At 69.1% G+C, this 16,887-nt stretch carries 13 protein-coding genes; 8 read left to right on the forward strand and 5 right to left on the reverse strand.

Features of this window, described 5'->3' with window-relative positions:
* Positions 1-19: 19 nt before the first annotated feature.
* From FHR20_RS22245 to FHR20_RS22275, 7 genes are all read left to right on the forward strand, one after another.
* Positions 20-1,360, forward strand: coding sequence for a formimidoylglutamate deiminase (locus tag FHR20_RS22245; RefSeq protein WP_167301622.1), 1,341 nt, complete (start codon positions 20-22; stop codon positions 1,358-1,360).
* Positions 1,357-2,049 carry a UTRA domain-containing protein gene (locus FHR20_RS22250; protein ID WP_167301623.1) on the forward strand — a complete coding sequence of 231 codons (693 nt, stop codon included), beginning with the start codon at positions 1,357-1,359 and terminating at the stop codon, positions 2,047-2,049. The genes FHR20_RS22245 and FHR20_RS22250 overlap by 4 nt, the downstream gene beginning before the upstream one ends.
* A 72-nt stretch (positions 2,050-2,121) precedes the next feature.
* Positions 2,122-3,006: a LysR family transcriptional regulator gene (locus tag FHR20_RS22255; RefSeq protein ID WP_086127351.1), complete on the forward strand. Its 885-nt coding sequence runs from the start codon at positions 2,122-2,124 to the stop codon at positions 3,004-3,006.
* Positions 3,007-3,077: 71 nt separating this feature from the next.
* A complete protein-coding gene (gene dgcN, locus FHR20_RS22260) occupies positions 3,078-4,112 on the forward strand; it encodes an N-acetyltransferase DgcN (RefSeq protein ID WP_167301624.1) in 1,035 nt (344 codons plus the stop codon).
* Entirely contained in the window at positions 4,070-5,059 is a 990-nt protein-coding gene (gene dgcA, locus FHR20_RS22265; protein ID WP_167301625.1) for an N-acetyl-D-Glu racemase DgcA, read from the forward strand. Before dgcN ends, dgcA begins: the two co-directional genes overlap by 43 nt.
* A complete protein-coding gene (locus FHR20_RS22270) occupies positions 5,056-6,618 on the forward strand; it encodes an N-acyl-D-amino-acid deacylase family protein (protein WP_167301626.1) in 1,563 nt (520 codons plus the stop codon). Before dgcA ends, FHR20_RS22270 begins: the two co-directional genes overlap by 4 nt.
* Positions 6,618-7,859 (forward strand): dicarboxylate/amino acid:cation symporter, encoded by a 1,242-nt coding sequence (locus FHR20_RS22275; protein ID WP_208413820.1) that lies wholly within the window; start codon positions 6,618-6,620, stop codon positions 7,857-7,859. The genes FHR20_RS22270 and FHR20_RS22275 overlap by 1 nt, the downstream gene beginning before the upstream one ends.
* A gap of 153 nt (positions 7,860-8,012) precedes the next feature.
* Here the strand turns inward: FHR20_RS22275 and FHR20_RS22280 are convergent, their stop codons facing one another.
* On the reverse strand, positions 8,013-9,284 hold the full coding sequence (locus tag FHR20_RS22280; protein ID WP_167301627.1) for an amidohydrolase family protein: 1,272 nt from the start codon (positions 9,282-9,284) through the stop codon (positions 8,013-8,015).
* Positions 9,281-11,287: an alpha/beta fold hydrolase gene (locus FHR20_RS22285; RefSeq protein WP_243857733.1), complete on the reverse strand. Its 2,007-nt coding sequence runs from the start codon at positions 11,285-11,287 to the stop codon at positions 9,281-9,283. Before FHR20_RS22285 ends, FHR20_RS22280 begins: the two co-directional genes overlap by 4 nt.
* A 131-nt stretch (positions 11,288-11,418) precedes the next feature.
* Here FHR20_RS22285 and dacB point away from each other — a divergent pair, with 131 nt between their 5' ends.
* The gene (gene dacB, locus FHR20_RS22290) at positions 11,419-12,858 is read left to right on the forward strand and encodes a D-alanyl-D-alanine carboxypeptidase/D-alanyl-D-alanine endopeptidase (RefSeq protein ID WP_167301628.1); all 1,440 of its coding nucleotides are present in this window, start codon (positions 11,419-11,421) and stop codon (positions 12,856-12,858) included.
* A 40-nt stretch (positions 12,859-12,898) separates the two neighbouring features.
* Here dacB and FHR20_RS22295 read toward each other — a convergent pair whose 3' ends face one another.
* From FHR20_RS22295 to FHR20_RS22305, 3 genes are read right to left on the reverse strand one after another with little or no spacing between them, the layout of a single operon-like run.
* A complete protein-coding gene (locus FHR20_RS22295) occupies positions 12,899-14,086 on the reverse strand; it encodes a dipeptidase (protein ID WP_167301629.1) in 1,188 nt (395 codons plus the stop codon).
* Positions 14,083-15,087, reverse strand: coding sequence for a serine hydrolase domain-containing protein (locus FHR20_RS22300; RefSeq protein WP_167301630.1), 1,005 nt, complete (start codon positions 15,085-15,087; stop codon positions 14,083-14,085). Before FHR20_RS22300 ends, FHR20_RS22295 begins: the two co-directional genes overlap by 4 nt.
* On the reverse strand, positions 15,084-16,631 hold the full coding sequence (locus FHR20_RS22305) for an MFS transporter (RefSeq protein ID WP_341786499.1): 1,548 nt from the start codon (positions 16,629-16,631) through the stop codon (positions 15,084-15,086). The genes FHR20_RS22300 and FHR20_RS22305 overlap by 4 nt, the downstream gene beginning before the upstream one ends.
* Positions 16,632-16,887: the final 256 nt, after the last annotated feature.

A 16,887-nucleotide genomic window follows, 5' to 3' on the forward strand; every position in this document is an offset into this window, starting at 1 on the left:
GCTATGAGGAAGGCTGGGCATGGATCTCTGGTTCGAGAATGCGTTGCTCCCCACCGGCTGGGCCGGGCGCGTTACCGTGCGCATCGCCGAGGGGCGCATTTCGCAAGTGCTGCCCGGCACCGATCCGGCACCGGGCGCCGAGCGCCACCGCGTCGCGATTCCGGGCCTCGGCAACGTCCATAGCCATGGCTTCCAGCGCGGCATGGCCGGGCTCAGCGAGCGCCGCGGTCGGCGCGACGACGATTTCTGGAGCTGGCGCGAGATCATGTACCGGTTCCTCGACCGGCTCACGCCCGAGGACATCGCCGCGATCACTGCCCTGGCCTATGCCGAGATGCTCGAGACCGGCTACACGCGCGTCGGCGAGTTCCACTATCTCCACAACGATGTGAACGGCGCGCGCTATGCCGATCCCGCCGAGACCGCCGGCGCGATTGTCCATGCTGCGGGGGAGACCGGCATCGGCCTCACGCTGCTGCCCGTCTTCTACGCGCACAGCGATTTCGGCGGACAGCCGCCCAAGCCCGGCCAGCGGCGCTTCCTCTCGGACGTCGACGGCTTTGCGAAGCTGGTCGAGGCGAGCCGGGCCAAGCTGCCTGCCGACGCGGTGCTGGGCGTGGCGCCGCACTCGCTGCGCGCGGTCACGCCGGAGGCGTTGGCGGTGGTGAGCGCGTTGACCGCCGGCCCGCTCCATATCCATGCCGCCGAGCAGACCAGGGAAGTCGAAGCCTGTCTCGCCTGGAGCGGGGCACGGCCGGTGGAGTGGCTGCTCGACAATCTGGACATCGGCCGGCGCTGGACGCTGATCCACGCCACCCATCTGACCGAGGCCGAGACCGACCGCCTCGCCGCTTCGGGCGCGGTGGCGGGCCTTTGCCCGGTCACCGAGGCCAATCTCGGCGACGGCATCTTCCCGGCCGAACGCTATCTTGCGGCCGGCGGGACAATCGCCACCGGGACCGACTCCAACATCCAGATCGACGCCGCCTACGAGCTCCGCGCGATCGAATATTCGCAGCGCCTCTCGCTCCGGCGCCGCGCAATCCTGTCGCCCGAAGGCGCTTCGGTCGGCGAGACGCTGTTCCACGCCGCGCTCGCAGGCGGGGGGCAGGCGCTCGGTGTCGAAACGGGGATTGCGCCAGGCGCATCCGCCGATATCGTGAGCCTGAACATGGACCATCCAGGCTTTGCCGGCGCTTCGGCCGGCACGCTTCTCGATCGCTGGATCTTCGCCGGCCGTGCCGGCGCGATCGACTGCGTCTGGCGTGCCGGCGCGCTGCAAGTCGTACGCGGAAAGCACCGGGCGAGCGAAGGTATCGCTAATCATTATCACAAAACCCTGGGGCGCTTGCTCGGGTGACGCTGCAGGAACGCATCCGCTCGGACATCGAGGAGCGCATCCGCTCGGGCGCGCTGCGCCCCGGCGACCGCATCCCCTTCGAGCACGAGCTGGTGGCGCAATATGGCTGCGCGCGCGCCACGGTCAGCAAGGCGCTGGAGCGGCTCGCCCATGCCGGGCTGATCGAGCGGCGCCGCAAGGCCGGCTCCTTCGTGGCGCATCCCCAGGTGCATGCCGCAGTGCTGGCGGTGCCCGATCTCGCGCAGCTGATCGCGGCGCGGGGCGAGCGCTATGGCTGGGCGCTCGATACCTGCCGGGTGGTCAATCGCGATCCCGACATCGAAGTCTCCGGCATCCCGGCGCCCGCCTTGCTGATCGAGGGCGTGCATTTCGCCGGGGAACAGCCCTTCGCGATCGAGCGCCGGCTGATCGCGCTCGATACCGTGCCGGTCCCGCGGGCCGACACCTTCGAGGCCGAGGCACCCGGCTCCTGGCTGCTCCACCATGTCCCCTGGACCGACGCGCGCCACCGCATCCGCGCCGTCTCCGCCGGCGGCCCGCTGGCCAGGAAATTGAAGCTCGACGCCCATGCGGCATGTCTCCAGGTCGAGCGCTGGACCTGGCGCACCGGCCGGGCAGTCACGTTCGTCCGCCAGACTTTCCCGGGGGATCGCTACGATCTGGTCGCGGAGTTCACGCCGGGGGGGTGACGAAAACAGGGCGGGACAATCACACCGAACCGGGGCCTTTCCCCTTTTCGCGCAGTTCGATAGGCTGGCCGGATGAACCTGCGGCACATCGAGATCTTCCACGCCGTCTATGTGAACGGCTCGGTCAGCGGCGCCGCGCGCGCGCTCAACGTGTCGCAGCCTTCGGTTTCCAAGATGCTGCGCCATGCCGAGAGCCTGCTCGGCTTCCAGCTCTTCCACCGCACCAATGGCCGCCTCGTCCCCACCGAGGACGCGCACACCCTGTTCACCGAAGTCTCGGAGATCCAGGACCGCGTCTATGCGCTGCGCGAGGCGGGCCGGAACCTCAAGCGCGGCGCCGGCGGCATGCTGCGCATCTCGGCGCTGCCGTCGCTGGCCCTCAATGCGCTGCCCACCGCCGTCTCGCGTTTCATGCGGGGGCATGAGGGGGTCCGCTTCGACCTCCAGACCGTCCATCACGACGATCTGCTGCGCAAGCTCTACGAGCGCGAGACCGATGTCGCGATCGCCTATGAAGTGCCCCATGCCGCGCCGATCGGCCATCGCTGGCTGGGCGAGGGCGAGCTGGTGGTGCTCTATCGCGAGGAGGACATGCCCGACGCGCCGCCGCGCATCGAGCTCGAGCGGCTGCGCGGACGCCCGTTCATCAGCCTCGCCAACAGCGGCCCGATCGGCCAGCTGTTCAGCCAGGAATGCGCGCGCCTCGAGCTCGATCTCGACGAAGTCATCTCCGCGCGCACCTTCTACATCGCCACTGCACTTGTGGCGCAGGGCGTGGGGATGACGGTGGTCGACAGCTTCACCGCACAGGCCTCGCTCGTTCCCGGGCTCGCGATGCGTCCGCTCAAGCCGCAGCTCACGTTCGACGTGCATGCGATGTTCCTGCTCAACCGGCCGCCCACCGCGCTTGCCACCGATTTCCTCAAGGCGCTCGCCAAGGTGATCGATACGCCATAACGGCTGGCTATGCCGAGGCGCGCACTCGCTATGCGCGGCGCCCGATGCGGGCGGGATAGCGTTATCACCCAATGATACCGGCACCTTACCTCCTCTACCTCGGTCACAGCACCGATTTCGTGGGCATCAAGACCTCGCGCGGCCTGGCCGAATTCCGGCGCGGCGATTGCGTGGGCGAGTTCCGCCACGACGACAGCCCGCTCACGCTCGGCCTGCCGCGCATGACCATTGCGGAAGGCGCAGCGGCGGGCGCGAGGACGCTCGTTCTCGGCATCGCCAATTCGGGCGGCACGCTGGGCGGCGACCTGGTGCGCGATGCGGCGGCGGCGCTCGATGCGGGAATGAACATCGCCGCCGGCCTGCACCAGCGGCTGCGCGACGTGCCCGAACTGGCGGCGCTCGCGATGGAAAAGGGCCTGCAGCTGTTCGACGTGCGGGATCCCCCCGCGGACATGCGGGTCGGCACCGGATATGCCCGGGCCGGCCGCCGCCTGCTGACGGTCGGCACCGATTGCTCGGTCGGCAAGATGTACACCACGATCGCGCTCGCGGACGCGCTCAGGGCGCGCGGCGAGAAGGCGGATTTCCGCGCCACGGGCCAGACCGGCATCCTGATCGCCGGTGCCGGCGTGCCGATCGACGCGGTCGTCGCCGATTTCATCTCGGGCGGCATCGAGATGCTCGCGCCCGAACGTACCGATGGCGGCTGGGACCTGATCGAGGGCCAGGGGTCGCTCTTCCATCCGAGCTTCGCCGGCGTTTCGACCGGCCTGCTTCACGGCGCCCAGCCCGAAGCGATCGTGCTCTGCCACGATCCGAGCCGCAGCCATATGCGCGGCTTGCCGGGCCGGGCGCTGCCGGGCCTGAGGGAATGTCTGGAGGCCAATCTCCAGGTCGCGCGCCTCACCAGCCCGGAGGTTCGCGCAGTCGGAGTCTGCCTCAACACCTCCCGGATGGAGGTCGAAGCGGCGCGTGCGCTTTGCCGGCAGATCGAAGCCGATCTCGGTCTGCCCTGTACCGATCCAATCGCCTTCGGGGTCGAGGCGATCATCGACGAGTTGCTATGCACCGAACCCTCACGGCCCGCCACGACCGCTTCGCGCTGAGCAGGCCCTTCCGCATTGCGCGCGAAGTGAAGACCGAGGCCGATACGGTCACGGTCTCCATCCGCGCTGGGACGCTGGAAGGAAGGGGAGAGGGCGTACCCTGTTCCCGCTATGGCGAGAGCGTGGAGGATGCGCTCGCGGCGATCGAGGGCATCCGCCCCGCGGTCGAGGCGGGTGCGGGGCGCGAGGAGCTGCTGGGGCTTCTCCCCGCCGGCGCTGCCCGCAACGCGGTCGACTGCGCGCTCTGGGACCTGGAGGCGCGTGAGACCGGGAGAAGCGTCGCCGCGCTGCTCGGCGCCCCGGAGCCCGAGCCGATCGCCAGCGCGCGCACCATCGTGATCGATACACCGATGATGATGGGCTGTGCCGCCCGCCGCGCCGCGCACGCGCCGCTGCTCAAGGTGAAAGTCGATGGCCGCCTGCCCGACGCGCAGATCCGCGCAGTCCGCGCCGCCGCGCCCGATGCCCGGCTGATCGTCGATCCCAATGAGAGCTGGGACGCCCGGCTGGTCGAGGCGATGCAGCCGGTGCTGGCGGCGCTGAAGGTCGACCTGCTCGAACAGCCCGTGCCGGCCGGGATCGACGCATGCCTCGAGACTTTCCGCCCGCTCGTGCCGATCGCTGCCGACGAGTCCCTCCACACCCGCGAGGATCTCGACCGGGTGGCGCGCCGCTACCAGGTGGTGAACGTCAAGCTCGACAAGGCCGGCGGCCTGACCGAGGGGCTGCACCTCGCCCGGGCCGCCCGCGCCCGCGGTCTTGGCCTGATGAGCGGCTGCATGGTCGGTTCCTCCCTGTCGATCGCAGCGGCGCTGCACATCGCCCGCATGTCGGATTTCGTCGACCTTGACGGTCCGATCTGGCTCGCCAAGGATCGCCCCGGTGGGGTCGAGGACCGGGGCGGGACGCTCTATCCGCCACTTCCGGGATTTTGGGGAACGCCATGAAGATCGCGCTGCTGCTGGGGACTGCCGCTCTCTCGTTGGGCGCCGCCGCGCCGCTTCCGCCGCAGAAGGTCGACCTGCTGATCCGCGGCGGCACGATCTATACCGGCTCGGACGCGCCCTTTGTCGGCGACGTCGCGGTCAAGGGCGATCGCATCGTTTCGGTCGGCGCGCATGCGAGGGTGCTCGCCGCGCGCGTGATCGATGCGAAGGGGATGATCGTCGCGCCCGGCTTCATCGATCCGCATACGCATATGGGCGACGATCTCGCATCGGCGGATCCGCGCAAGCGCCTGATCCCGGCCTTTCTGATGCAGGGCGTCACCACTGCCTTTATCGGCAATGACGGCGGCGGCAGCCCGGACCTGGCCAAGGTGCTCGGCAGCGCGGCGACTCGGCCGGTAGGCATCAACTATGCCGCCTGGGTCGGTTTCGGCGCGGTGCGCGAGAGGGTGGTGGGCGAGGATGCGCGCGATCCCACGCCCGCCGAGCTGGAGCGGATGAAGGGCCTCGTCGCCGGGGCCATGTGCCAGGGCGCGCTCGGTCTCTCCACGGGTCTGTTCTACGCCCCCCAGAGCTTCGCCAAGACCGAGGAAGTGATCGCGCTTGCCAGGGAAGCCGGCAGGCGCGGCGGCAGCTATGACAGCCATATCCGCGACGAGAGCAGCTATACGGTGGGCCTTGCGGCCGCGATCGACGAGGCGATCCGCATCGGGCGCGAGGGCGGGCTGCCCGCGCATATCAGCCACATCAAGGCACTGGGCGTCGACGTGCAGGGGCAGGCGCCCGCGATCATCGCCAAGATCGACGCGGCCCGCGCCCGCGGCGAGAAGGTTACCGCCAACCAATATCCCTGGTCGGCATCGGGCACCAGCCTGGTCGCGTCGCTCGTCCCGCTCTGGGCCCAGGATGGCGGGCGCCCGGCGCTGCTCAAGCGCTTCGACGATCCCTCGCTCGCTCGGAAGCTTCACGACGGCATGGTCGAGAATCTCCGCAAGCGCGGCGGGGCCGGCAAGCTGCTGATCGTCGAGGGCCAGTATCGGAACCGCTATCTCGACGCCGTCGCGAAGGAAATGAAGCTCGATCCGGTCGAGGCCGCGATCGCGGTGATCCGCATCGGCGATCCCGGCACCGTCTCGTTCAACCAGAGCGAGGCCGACATCGCCGCCTTCATGAAGCAGCCCTGGGTGATGACCGGATCGGACGCCTCGGGCGGCCATCCGCGCGTCTATGGCTCCTTCGCGCGCAAATACGACAAATACGTCAAGACCGATCATGTGATCACCCTGCGCCAGTTCATCGAGCGAAGTTCGGCGCTGACGGCGGACACGTTCGGGTTGGAGGGCCGCGGCCATCTGCGCGCCGGCGCCTTCGCCGATGTCGTGGTGTTCGATCCGCGCACCTATGCCTCGCGCGCCACCTATGAGCAGCCGGCCCTGCTGGCGGCCGGGGTGCGGACCGTGCTGGTCAACGGCGTGCTCGCGGTCGACAAGGGGGCGATGACCGGCAAGGCCGCCGGTCGTGCGCTCGCGCACAAGCCCGCGCCCGGGACGTGCAACTGATGGGCTGGTGGTTCGGCATCGCCCTGTGGAAGCGCGTGCTCGCCTTCCTCGTGCTCGGCGTCGTCTTCGCGCTGCTGGTGCCGCAGGGCGCGCCCTGGGTGCAGTTCGTCGGCGACCTGTTCGTCCGCGCGATCCGCATGCTGGTGGCGCCGATCGTGCTGGTCACCATCGCCTCGGGCATCACCACGCTCGCGGATCCCAAGCGGCTGGGCAGCCTGGGCGGGCGCACGGTCGGCATGTTCGCGCTGACCACCTTCATCGCCGTCTCGGTCGGCATGCTGGTCGCGGCGATCGTCCAGCCCGGCATCGGCGCGCCGCTCGGCACGGCCGAGGCGCATGTGCTCGGCAAGCCGGTCACGCCCTATGAGCAGCTGATCAACATCATCCCCACCAACATCTTCGATGCGCTGGCCAAGGGCGACATGCTGGCGCTGATCTTCACCTCGATCCTGATCGGCTGCGGCACGGTGGTGGCGGGCGAGGCGGGCAAGCCCTTCGCCAACCTGCTGCAATCGACTTCGGCCGTGCTGCTGCGCGTCGTCGGCCTGGTGATGGAGGCGACGCCCTTCGGCGTGTTCGCGCTGATCGCCAATGCCGTCGCGGCGAACGGCGCGGCGGTGTTCGTCCATGTCGGCTGGCTGGCGCTGGCAGTGGTGCTCGGCTCGCTGATCCAGATGCTGGTGGTGCACAGTCTGCTCCTGCGTTTCGTCGCGCGCCTGCCGCTGCTGCCCTTCTTCCGCGGCATCGTCGACGCGCTGGCGGTGGCCTTCTCCACTGCATCGAGCGGCGCCACGCTGCCGGTGGCGATGCGCGTTTCCGAGCAGAATCTGGGCATCGGCCGCTCGGTCTTCTCCACCGTGCTGCCGCTCGGCGCCAGCATCGGCAAGGACGGCACGGCGATGTATGTCGGCCTGCTCTCGATGTTCGCGCTCCAGGCCTTTGGCGTGCACCTGACGCCCACCGTCTATGCGACGGTGCTGTTCACCGGCGCGCTCGCCGCGTTCGGCACGGCGCCGGTGCCGTCGGCCTCGCTGTTCATGCTGGCGGCGGTGCTGAGCGCAGTGGGCGTCTCGCCGGAGCAGACTGCCCTGGTGGTGGGCTTCGTCCTGCCTTTCGACCGGCTGCTCGACATGACGCGGACGGTGCCGAGCGCCTCGGCGAATCTTACCGTGGCGACCCTGGTGGCGCGCTGGGAAGGCGAGCTGGACGAGGAAGTCTACCGGGCGGCGGACAGGGCGTAACGCGGACATGCCGTTGGCAATGCCGGCTCCCCGGCGAAGGCCGGGGAACCGCTTGGGCCCGGTACGCGGAGTGTCGCTACTGCAAGGACATCGCCAACCCCATGAAGCGGGGATCCAGGATGACAGAACAACGCCCTTTGTGTCTCTGAAGCTCTAGTCCAGCGAAACCTCTTTCCCCGCCACCCATACCCGCTTGACCGAGTAGAGGTCCCGGAAGGTCAGGTCCGGCGTCCCGCCGGTCAGCACCAGATCGGCGCGCATGCCCTTGTGGATTCTGCCTTCGGTCTTCCTGCGCCCCATGATGTCGGCGCTCACCCGCGAGCCGGCCTCGATCGCCTCGGCCGGGGTGAAGCCCAGCTCGGTCAGCAGCCGCATCTCGCGCAGCGCGCCGAAGCCGGGATAGACGCCCTCGATGCCCGTGTCGGTGCCCACGCCGATGCGGATTCCGGCCGCCTTCAGTCGGCGGATATTCTCCCGCATGATCTCCCAGCGCTTGCTGTCATAGGGCGCTATCGCCCCGCCCTTGGCCAGCCGCGCCGCCTCGCGGTCGCGCTGCTCGGGCGTGAGCAGCGCCAGTTCTTCGGGTGCCAGCACACGCGTCTCGAGCGGCTCATAGGTCGCCAGCGTGGCGACATAGGCCATGTGGTGCTTCCGCATCAGGCCGATAAGCTCGTCGTCGATCAGGGCGTCGCCCACGCCGTGGGCCACCGAGTCCACGCCCGCCCGTGCGGCGATCTTCGCGCCCTCCAGCGTCACCGTGTGCGTCATCACCTTGATGCCCGCCTTGTGCGCGTCCGCCACGATCGCGGCCAGGGTCGCTTCGTCCATGCTCGGCCGGTCGGGCCGGTCGGGGTCGCCATAGCGCCAGCCGTCGTTGAACACCTTCACCATGTCGGGCTTGTAGGCCAGGGCCCCGGCCATCGCCGCATGGGCTTCGGCCGGACTGGTCACCTGGAGCGTGATCGCATTGGTGAACTGGCTCTCGGTGCCGTGCCCGTCCGGCACGCCCAGGCGCACCGCCAGGGTGAGGCGCGGCGTATCGGCCCGGAGCGCGCGGATCCCGGCCATCATCGCGCCCGAGACCGAGAATTCGTTCACGCTCGTCACGCCCGCGCGCAGATAGGGCAGGTAGAAGCGGTGGAGCGCGGCGGCGTCGGCAAAGGCTTCGCGCCGGGTGTGGATGTGCAGGTCGTGCAGTCCGGGGATCAGCGTCAGCCCCGTGGCGTCGATCACCGCGGTGCCCTCGGGCACGCGCAGCTTCCTGCCGATCCGGGTGATCCGGTCGCCCTCGATCAGCACGTCCTTCGGCTTCGCGGGCGTGCCCGTGCCGTCGAACACGCGCGCGCCATGGATGAGCGTCGCGCGCTCCTGCGCCTGTGCCCCGTTCGCCCCGGCCAGTGCCGCCGCCGCCATCAGCCACCTCATTTCAGATGCGCATCGAAGAAGGAAATGGTGCGGCGATAGGCCGTGAGCCAGTCCGCATAGCGGAAGAATTCGTGGCGCTCATTGGGGAATACCAGTTCCTCGTGCGGGATGCGCCGCGCCGCCAGCTCGCGGGCGAGCAGCAGCGACTGGCCGAAATCGACATTCCTGTCGTCATCGCCGTGCACGAGCAGCACCGGCGAGCGCCAGGTGCCGATCGCGCCCATCGGCGAGCTGTCCCATTGCTTCTGCCGCGCGGCGGCCTGCTGCTCGGGCGACAGGTTGTTCTCGACGTTGCGCAACAGGGTGTGGACGCCGTGAAAGTCGGCGCCCGCCTTGAACAGGTCGCTGTTCCGCGCCAGCGCCAGCGCCGTCAGATAGCCGCCCCAGCTGCCGCCCCAGATGCCGATCTTCTTCGGATCGACGTCCTTCCGCGCCGCCAGCCAGTGCCCGCCGGCGAGCACGTCGCGATACTCGGAAGCGCCGTCGCGGGCGATCCCGGGCGCATCCCGGAACGCCTGCCCATAGCCGGTGCCGCTGCGATAATTGACCGAGAGCACCGTATAGCCCCGCGCCGCCAGCGCCTGGTTCATCACATAGGCGTTCGAATAATATTGCGCGTGATGGAAGCCGAGCACCATCTGGCGCCGCGGCCCGCCATGGACGAAGATCAATGCCGGGCGCGGGCCCTTGCCCTGGCCGCGGAACAGCTGGCCATGGACGGTTACGCCGTCCTCGGCCTGATAGGCCACCGCCTCGGGCACGATCGCGCCCTGCAGCTCGGCCGTTTCGCCCAGCGGAGCCAGCCCCTTCGCCAGCACCGGATGGGCCGGATGGCGCGCATCGGCGGCGATCCCCGCGAGCAGGCCGCCCGCAAGGACCGGCAGGCTCTCACTGCCCTTGCCCTCGGTCACGCGCTTCGCCGTGCCGCCGCGCGCCGGCACCTGCCAGAAATGTCGCCGGTCGGCCTCGTCGGCATTGGCGGCGAAGGTCACCATGTCGTCGGCGCCGAGCACGAAGGTCTCGACCTCGAACCCGCCGGAGGTCAGCGCCCGGGGCTCGCCGCCCTTGGCCGCGTCGATCGCATAGACGTGCAGGAAGCCGCTCCGCTCCCAGGGGAAGAGCAGCTGACCGCCCTTGCTCCACCAGAGATTGTGCTGGCGCGTGCCGTAATAGCGGCCGCCCATGCCCTGGGGGGCGGTCCAGGCCGTGCGGGCCTTGCCCGTCGCGGCATCGGCCACCCGGATCGACCAATAGGGGCCGCCGTCCCGCGCCGCGCCCGCGGGCGGATCGAGATACTGGATATAGGCGACCTGGTCTCCGCCGGGCGAAAGCGCCGGCTCCACCGAATAGCCGAGCGCCGGTTCCATATAGGTCAGCCGGCCGCCGTCCGCATCGAGCAGCGCGACGAAGGCACGGTCGTTGCGATTGTCGACGAACAGCAGCCTCTTGCCGTCGGGCGTCCATTTCAGGTCGCTGACCTCGCCCGTGACGGTCGCGATCCGGGCCGCCTTGCCGGCCTGCCACAGCCACAGCTCCCCGCGCCGGGTGAAGGCGATGCGCTGCCCGTCGGGCGAGAAAACGGGCAGGTGTCCGTCTCCGATCGGTGTGGGATCTCCACCGTCTTCAACGACGAACACCTGCTGCCCCGGCGTGAACGCGGCCGAGGCGGTATTGGGGATCTTGCCGTCGGGGAACTCGTCGTCCCCGCCACGCACATATGCCAGGCGCCGGCCGTCGGGGCTGAGCGCCGGATCGTAGAGCATCATGCCGTCGTCCTCGGCATGGCGCGTGACCTGCCGGGCCCGCTGCCCCGCATCCGCCACCCACAGGTTGCGCACGCCGGCGCGGTTCTCCACCCAGGCGAAGCGCGGCACGTCGCGCGCGCCGGCCATCTGGCTGGCAACCGGCAGGGCGAGCGCCGCGGCCAGGTCGTCGGTCTGCGCCAGCGCCGGCGGGGCGAACGCCACCACCATCGCGGCCAGGGGTTTCAGGGTGGCCCGCATCAGGTTCATGCCACGAAGGTGCCGGGCCGATGTTGCCCGTACAATGCCGGCATGCGCCGTGGTTATGCCCGGGCGACTCCTCTGAATGATCGCGGGTTTGCAGGCCCGGCGGCGGGAGTTACGCTCGCGGCATGAAGCATTTCATCCTCGGCATCGCCCTTACGCTCGCCACGCCCGCGCTCGCCCAGCAGACGCTGGAGCAGCGCGTCGCCGCCAAGCTTGCCGAGGCGCCGACGGGCACGCGCTTCGGCCTGGTCGTGGCCGACGACACGGGCAGGGAGATCGTCGCCATCAATCCCGACGGCCGCTTCATCCCCGCCTCGAACACCAAGATCTACACCACCGCCGCGGCCTTCGCGAACCTGCCCGGCATCAATGCGCCCGACGCGACCGGCGGTGCCGCGGTGCGGCTGGTGGGCGAAGACGTGGTGCTGGAAGGGCGGGGCGACGCGCGCCTGTCGAGCGCCGACGATTGCACGGTCGACTGCCTTGCCACGCTCGCCGATGCGATCGCCGCGAAGACCAAGCGCGTCCGCAACGTCATCGGCGACGACACGCTCTTCCCGGACCAGCGCTGGGGACCGGGGATGAGCTGGAACAACATCCCGAGTTCGTCGGGCACCGGCGCCTCGGCGCTGACGCTCGACGACAATGAGCTGAAGCTGACCGTCGCGCCGGCCAAGGCCGGGGAGGCGGCAAGGGTCGAGCTCTGGCCCTATTTCACGATCGACAACCAGGCGAAGACGGTGCCGGGCGGGGAGACCGAACTCGGCTGGGATCGCGATCCCAACGGCAAGCGGCTCCGCATCACCGGCACGATCGGCGCCGATGCCGGGCCGAAGAGCTGGAAGCTCGGTATCGACGATCCGGCCGATTATGCCGCCTGGCGCCTGAAGGCGCTGCTCGAGGCGCGCGGGGTGCAGGTGAAGGGCACGGTCAGCGCGCGCCACCGGCCGCTGCGACCCGAAGACGATCCCGAATATCGCGCGAAGAAGGGCGTGGCGCTCGCGCGGGCAACGCCCGACGGGAATGTCCTCGCAAGGCTCACGCCGCCGCCGCTCGCCGAGGACTTCAAGCACATCAACAAGGTGAGCCAGAACCTCCATGCCGAGCTGGCGCTGCGCCGCGTCGCCTTCCTACAGGGCAGCGGCTCGATCGCCGATGGCGTCGCGCAGGTCGCGAAGCTGCTCGATACGGCCGGCCTGCCGCGCACGGCGTGGGACTTTTCGGACGGCTCGGGCATGTCGAGCTACAACCGGGTGAGCCCGCGCGGTTCGGTCAAGCTGCTGCGCTGGGTCGCCGCCCAGCCCTGGGGGGCGCAGTTCCGCGACACGCTGCCGATCGGCGGGGTGGACGGCACGCTCGCCCGCCGCTTCAAGGGCACGCCTTTGGAGGGCAAGGTCTTCGCCAAGACGGGCACGCTCAACGCCACCAACGCGCTGGCGGGCTATTTCACCGGCGCGAGCGGCAGGACCTACACCTTCGCCTTCTACGCCAACGACGTGCCGCAGGATGCGAGCGCGACGAAATATATGGACGATGCGCTGAACCTGGTCGCCGCGGGGAACTGACGATCTTTCCCTCTCCCGCAAGCGGGAGAGGGATATTGCGTCACTTGTTCTTTGCCGCCCAGTCCTCGGCCTGCTTCAGCACGCGCAGCACGTTTCCGCTCCAGATCTTCTCGATATCGGTATCGGAGAAGCCCTCGCGGCGCAGGCGGGCGGTGATCTTCGGCAGGGCGGTGATGTCCTCCATGCCGCGCACGCCGCCGCCGCCGTCCCAATCGGCGCCGATGCCGACATGGTCGACGCCCATCACTGCGATGCAGTGGAGCAGGCTCTTCATGAACAGTTCGAAATCGGCCCCCCGATAGGGGTTGGTCGCGTCCGCCTTGGCCTTGTCGGCGATCAGTTGGCGCTGGTCGGCGGCCGAAAGCGCCCACCAGTCGTCCTGCCGGTCGGAGATCTTGTTGCGGGTCTCGTCATGGTCGCCCTCGACCAGATAGACGCTGTTCACCTGCAGCACGCCGCCCGCCTTGGCGAGCTTGCGCATGCGCTCGTCGTCCAGGTTGCGCGGATGGTTGAAGATCGCGCGAGGCCCCGAGTGCGAGGCGATGATCGGCACCTTGGAGAGCGCCAGCGCCTGGTCGAACACGTCGTCGGAGGAATGGCTGACGTCGATCAGCATGCCCAGCCGGTTCATCTCGGCCACCCATTGCTTGCCAAGGGGGGAGAGGCCGTTCCACTGCTTCACCTTGTCGGTGGCGCTGTCGCCGAACTGGTTGTTGCGGAAATGGATCGGCCCGGCCATCCGCACGCCCTGGTCGTAATACCATTTGAGCAGGCTCAGGTCGGTGCCCAGCGGATAGCTGTTCTCGATCGACTGGAAGACGATGCGCTTGCCCGCCTTGGCGATGCGATGGGCATCCTCGGGGGTGGTGGCGAACTCCATCTTGTCGGCATTGGCGGCCACGACGCGCTGGATCCACATCTCGCGCGTGAGCGCCGCGTTGCGCGCCTTGGCATAGCCTTCCGGCGTCAGCGGCCCCTGTCCGGTATAGATCACGAAGAAGCCGCCATCGAGCCCGCCCTGCTCCATGCGCGGCAGGTCGACCTGGCTCTTGTCGAAATCGCGGTCGTGCCAGCGATCGAACTTCCAGCCTGGATGCTCGAACAGCTCGGGCGTGTCGAGATGCGTGTCCAGCACCAGCATCTGGTCGTGCGCCAGCCGGTCGGCAGGGGTTGGCGTATCGCTATCCGGCCCGGACAGGGCGATGGCGAGCGCGAGCAAAGAGATCATGGGGCCTCCCAGGCGTTGATGACGGCATCCCCCGTCGCGGGGCGCAGCACGAAGATGCCGCTGTCGAAATGGCGCGTCGGGTGGACGCGGTTGGTGAGCAGGGTCCAGGCGATGCCGCGCCCGAAGTCGATCCACAGCCCGGTGCCGGTGAAGCCGGTGTGCCCGATCGTCTCGTCCGAACAGGCCTGGCCGCCCGACCAGCCGGCGAACTTGCGTTCCCAGCCGCAGGTGCGGTGCGAATATTGCGGGGTGCGGATCGCTTCGAGCATCATCGGCGAGAAGCTGCCGGTGAGCACGCCCTGCGCGAAGTCGAGCACCCCGGCCACGGTGCCGAACAGCCCGGCATGGCCGGTCTGCCCGCCCATCGCCGCGCAATTCTCGTCATGCACCTCGCCCTTGAGCACGCGGTTCCGCCACATGCACCGCTCGGTCGCCACGGCCGGCCCCGGCGGCGGGCCGTAGTGCAGGCCCGGGCCCAGCGGCCATTCGCCCAGCGCCTTGCCCGTCACGCGCTCGATCGCGATGCCGAGCAGCAGGAAGTTGATGTCCGAATAGACCGGCTCGGGGATATGCTTCCATTCGCGCTGGAGCACGAAGGCGCGCAGCCGCTGCGGATCGTCGCCATAGGTGTAGATCGGCTCGACCGCGGGGAACAGCGTGCGGTGCGCCAGGCAGTCGCGGAACGTCAGGGTGCGCTCATAGGCGCCCGCCACGTCATATTGGCGCAGGTCCGGGATCGCGGTGGTCAGCGGGGCGTCGAGGTCGATCCGCCCCTCCTCGGCCAGGCGCAGGACCATCGTGGTCGTCGCCACCACCTTGGAGACCGAGGCGAGGTCGAACCAATGGTCGAGCGTCAGCGCCTCGGGCTCGGAGACGAGCGCGGCCATGCCGGCGTGCGTCACCCAGCGCCGCCCGTCCGCCGCCACCACGCCCAGCGTGGCGCCGGGGATGCGTCCGGCGGCCACCGCTTCGGCGGCGGGGGCGAAGGCTGTGTCGATCATGCCGCCACCGCCTCGCCGTCGGGCCGGGGCTTCGCCCGTACGATGAACGGCACGAAGACCAGCGCCGCGACGCTCATCGTGCCGGCCATGATGAAGAAGCCGTCATAGCCGATCGCCTTCTGGAACACGCCCGAAAGGCCGGCGAGCAGCCTGGGGATCAGGAAGGCGAGGCCGGAGAGCAGCGCGTATTGCGTGCCCGGGAAGCGCGGGTTCACCAGCAGGGACAGGTAGACGACGAACACCGCTCCCTCGAAACCGTGCCCGAACTGGTCGAGCGCCATGGCGAGGTACAGGTCGAAATCGCCCGCCGTCACCTGCACGCCGAGGAGCGAGAACCAGACCGGTCCGCCCGGCGCCTGATAGGCGAGCCAGGCGAAGATCCAGTTGCTGAGCGCCGACATGATCGCGCCGACCACCAATGCCCAGCCCATCGGCGCCTTGGCCGCCAGCCAGCCGCCCAGCGCCACGCCGAGCATGGACGAGAGCAGTGCCACCGCGCCATCGGCGACCGCGATGGCCTCCAGACTGTAGCCCAGCGCGTTGAACAGCGGATGCGAGAGGGTGAGCGCCATCACGTCGCCCATGCGATAGACCGAGACGAACAAGAGGATCGGGATCACCACCAGCCCATAGCGCCAGGCGACATTGAGATAGGGGGCGAGCCCCGAGGTGGTGAGCAGCCGGTGGCTCGGCGGGAGATTCCTGATCCACGGCACCGCCGCGCCCAGCGCGACGAAGGGCAGCAGCGCAACCGCGAATACCCAGTATTTGACGATGTCCGGATTATCGAGCCCGACCGACCCCATCGCGGCAAGCAGCGCCCAGCCAACCGCGGCGGTGACCACGAGGCTCCCGCCGAGCACCACCGCGCTGGCGAGGATGCCGGTGACGAGCGCCGTGCCGCGCCCGCCGCCATGCGCGGGATCGGGCCGCATGCAGGCGAGGATGGGGAAGGGGAGGAAGGCGGCCGCCGCGATCACCAGATAGGCAGTGGTCCAGTCGCTCTTCGCCGCGATGTAGATCGCGCCGCTGCCGGCCGCGACCATGGCGCTGCGATAGCCCCACAGGTTCGCCGCCACCATCGGGCCCTGCTCCTCCTGGGTCGGCGCCAGCTCGATGCGCCAGGCATCGGCGGCGACTTCCAGCGTAGTGGTCCAGAAGGCGAGCAGCACCGCGAACAGCGCGGTGACTTGCAGATTGGCATCGGACGAGGTGAGCGCCATCGCCACGGTCGAGAGGAAGATGCCCAGTTGCGACAGCATGATCCAGCCGCGCCGCTTGCCCCAGAAGCGGCCGAAGCCCGGCACGTCATATTTGTCGAGCAGCGGCGCCCAGGCGAACTTGAAGGTTGGCAGCAGCGCCACCCAGGCGAAGAAGCCCACCGTCACGATGTCCACGCCGTGCTTGGCCAGCCGCAGCAGCAGCACGGCGTTGAACATGTAGAAGGGCAGGCCGGCGGCGAAACCGAGCAGCAGGTACAGCGCCAGCCGGCCGAAACCCGGGCGGATCGCCGGTGCCGCGGAAAGACTCGGCGCGTCAGTCACGCGGCACCGGACGGTCGAAATGCGGCATCAAGGGTTCCCCTGGGGCTGGTTTCCCTAACGCTCGGCCGGGGCGGGCACGCAGTCAATGGCCAGTCTGGCAGGCTTGTGTTGCAGTCCTGTCACGTTTTCGCAGGCAATTGTCACATTTGATGCCCCGGGGTTATGGCGCGGGGAACAGAAACTATGGCGCGCCGCAACATTCTTGGTACCTAATGCCCTTTCACCGCGCGGGATATTGCGGGCTTCAGGGGGTTTT

Source organism: Sphingomonas leidyi (genome assembly GCF_011761945.1).
GTDB classification, from domain to species: domain Bacteria; phylum Pseudomonadota; class Alphaproteobacteria; order Sphingomonadales; family Sphingomonadaceae; genus Sphingomonas; species Sphingomonas leidyi.

Bases quoted from the DNA above. Each gene is read 5' to 3' on its own strand.
- FHR20_RS22245 (WP_167301622.1), top strand. From the start codon at position 20: ATGGATCTCTGGTTCGAGAATGCGTTGCTCCCCACCGGCTGGGCCGGG.
- FHR20_RS22255 (WP_086127351.1), top strand. From the start codon at position 2,122: ATGAACCTGCGGCACATCGAGATCTTCCACGCCGTCTATGTGAACGGC.
- dgcN (WP_167301624.1), top strand. From the start codon at position 3,078: ATGATACCGGCACCTTACCTCCTCTACCTCGGTCACAGCACCGATTTC.
- dgcA (WP_167301625.1), top strand. From the start codon at position 4,070: ATGCACCGAACCCTCACGGCCCGCCACGACCGCTTCGCGCTGAGCAGG.
- FHR20_RS22270 (WP_167301626.1), top strand. From the start codon at position 5,056: ATGAAGATCGCGCTGCTGCTGGGGACTGCCGCTCTCTCGTTGGGCGCC.
- FHR20_RS22275 (WP_208413820.1), top strand. From the start codon at position 6,618: ATGGGCTGGTGGTTCGGCATCGCCCTGTGGAAGCGCGTGCTCGCCTTC.
- FHR20_RS22280 (WP_167301627.1), bottom strand. From the start codon at position 9,284: ATGAGGTGGCTGATGGCGGCGGCGGCACTGGCCGGGGCGAACGGGGCA.
- FHR20_RS22285 (WP_243857733.1), bottom strand. From the start codon at position 11,287: ATGCGGGCCACCCTGAAACCCCTGGCCGCGATGGTGGTGGCGTTCGCC.
- dacB (WP_167301628.1), top strand. From the start codon at position 11,419: ATGAAGCATTTCATCCTCGGCATCGCCCTTACGCTCGCCACGCCCGCG.
- FHR20_RS22295 (WP_167301629.1), bottom strand. From the start codon at position 14,086: ATGATCTCTTTGCTCGCGCTCGCCATCGCCCTGTCCGGGCCGGATAGC.
- FHR20_RS22300 (WP_167301630.1), bottom strand. From the start codon at position 15,087: ATGATCGACACAGCCTTCGCCCCCGCCGCCGAAGCGGTGGCCGCCGGA.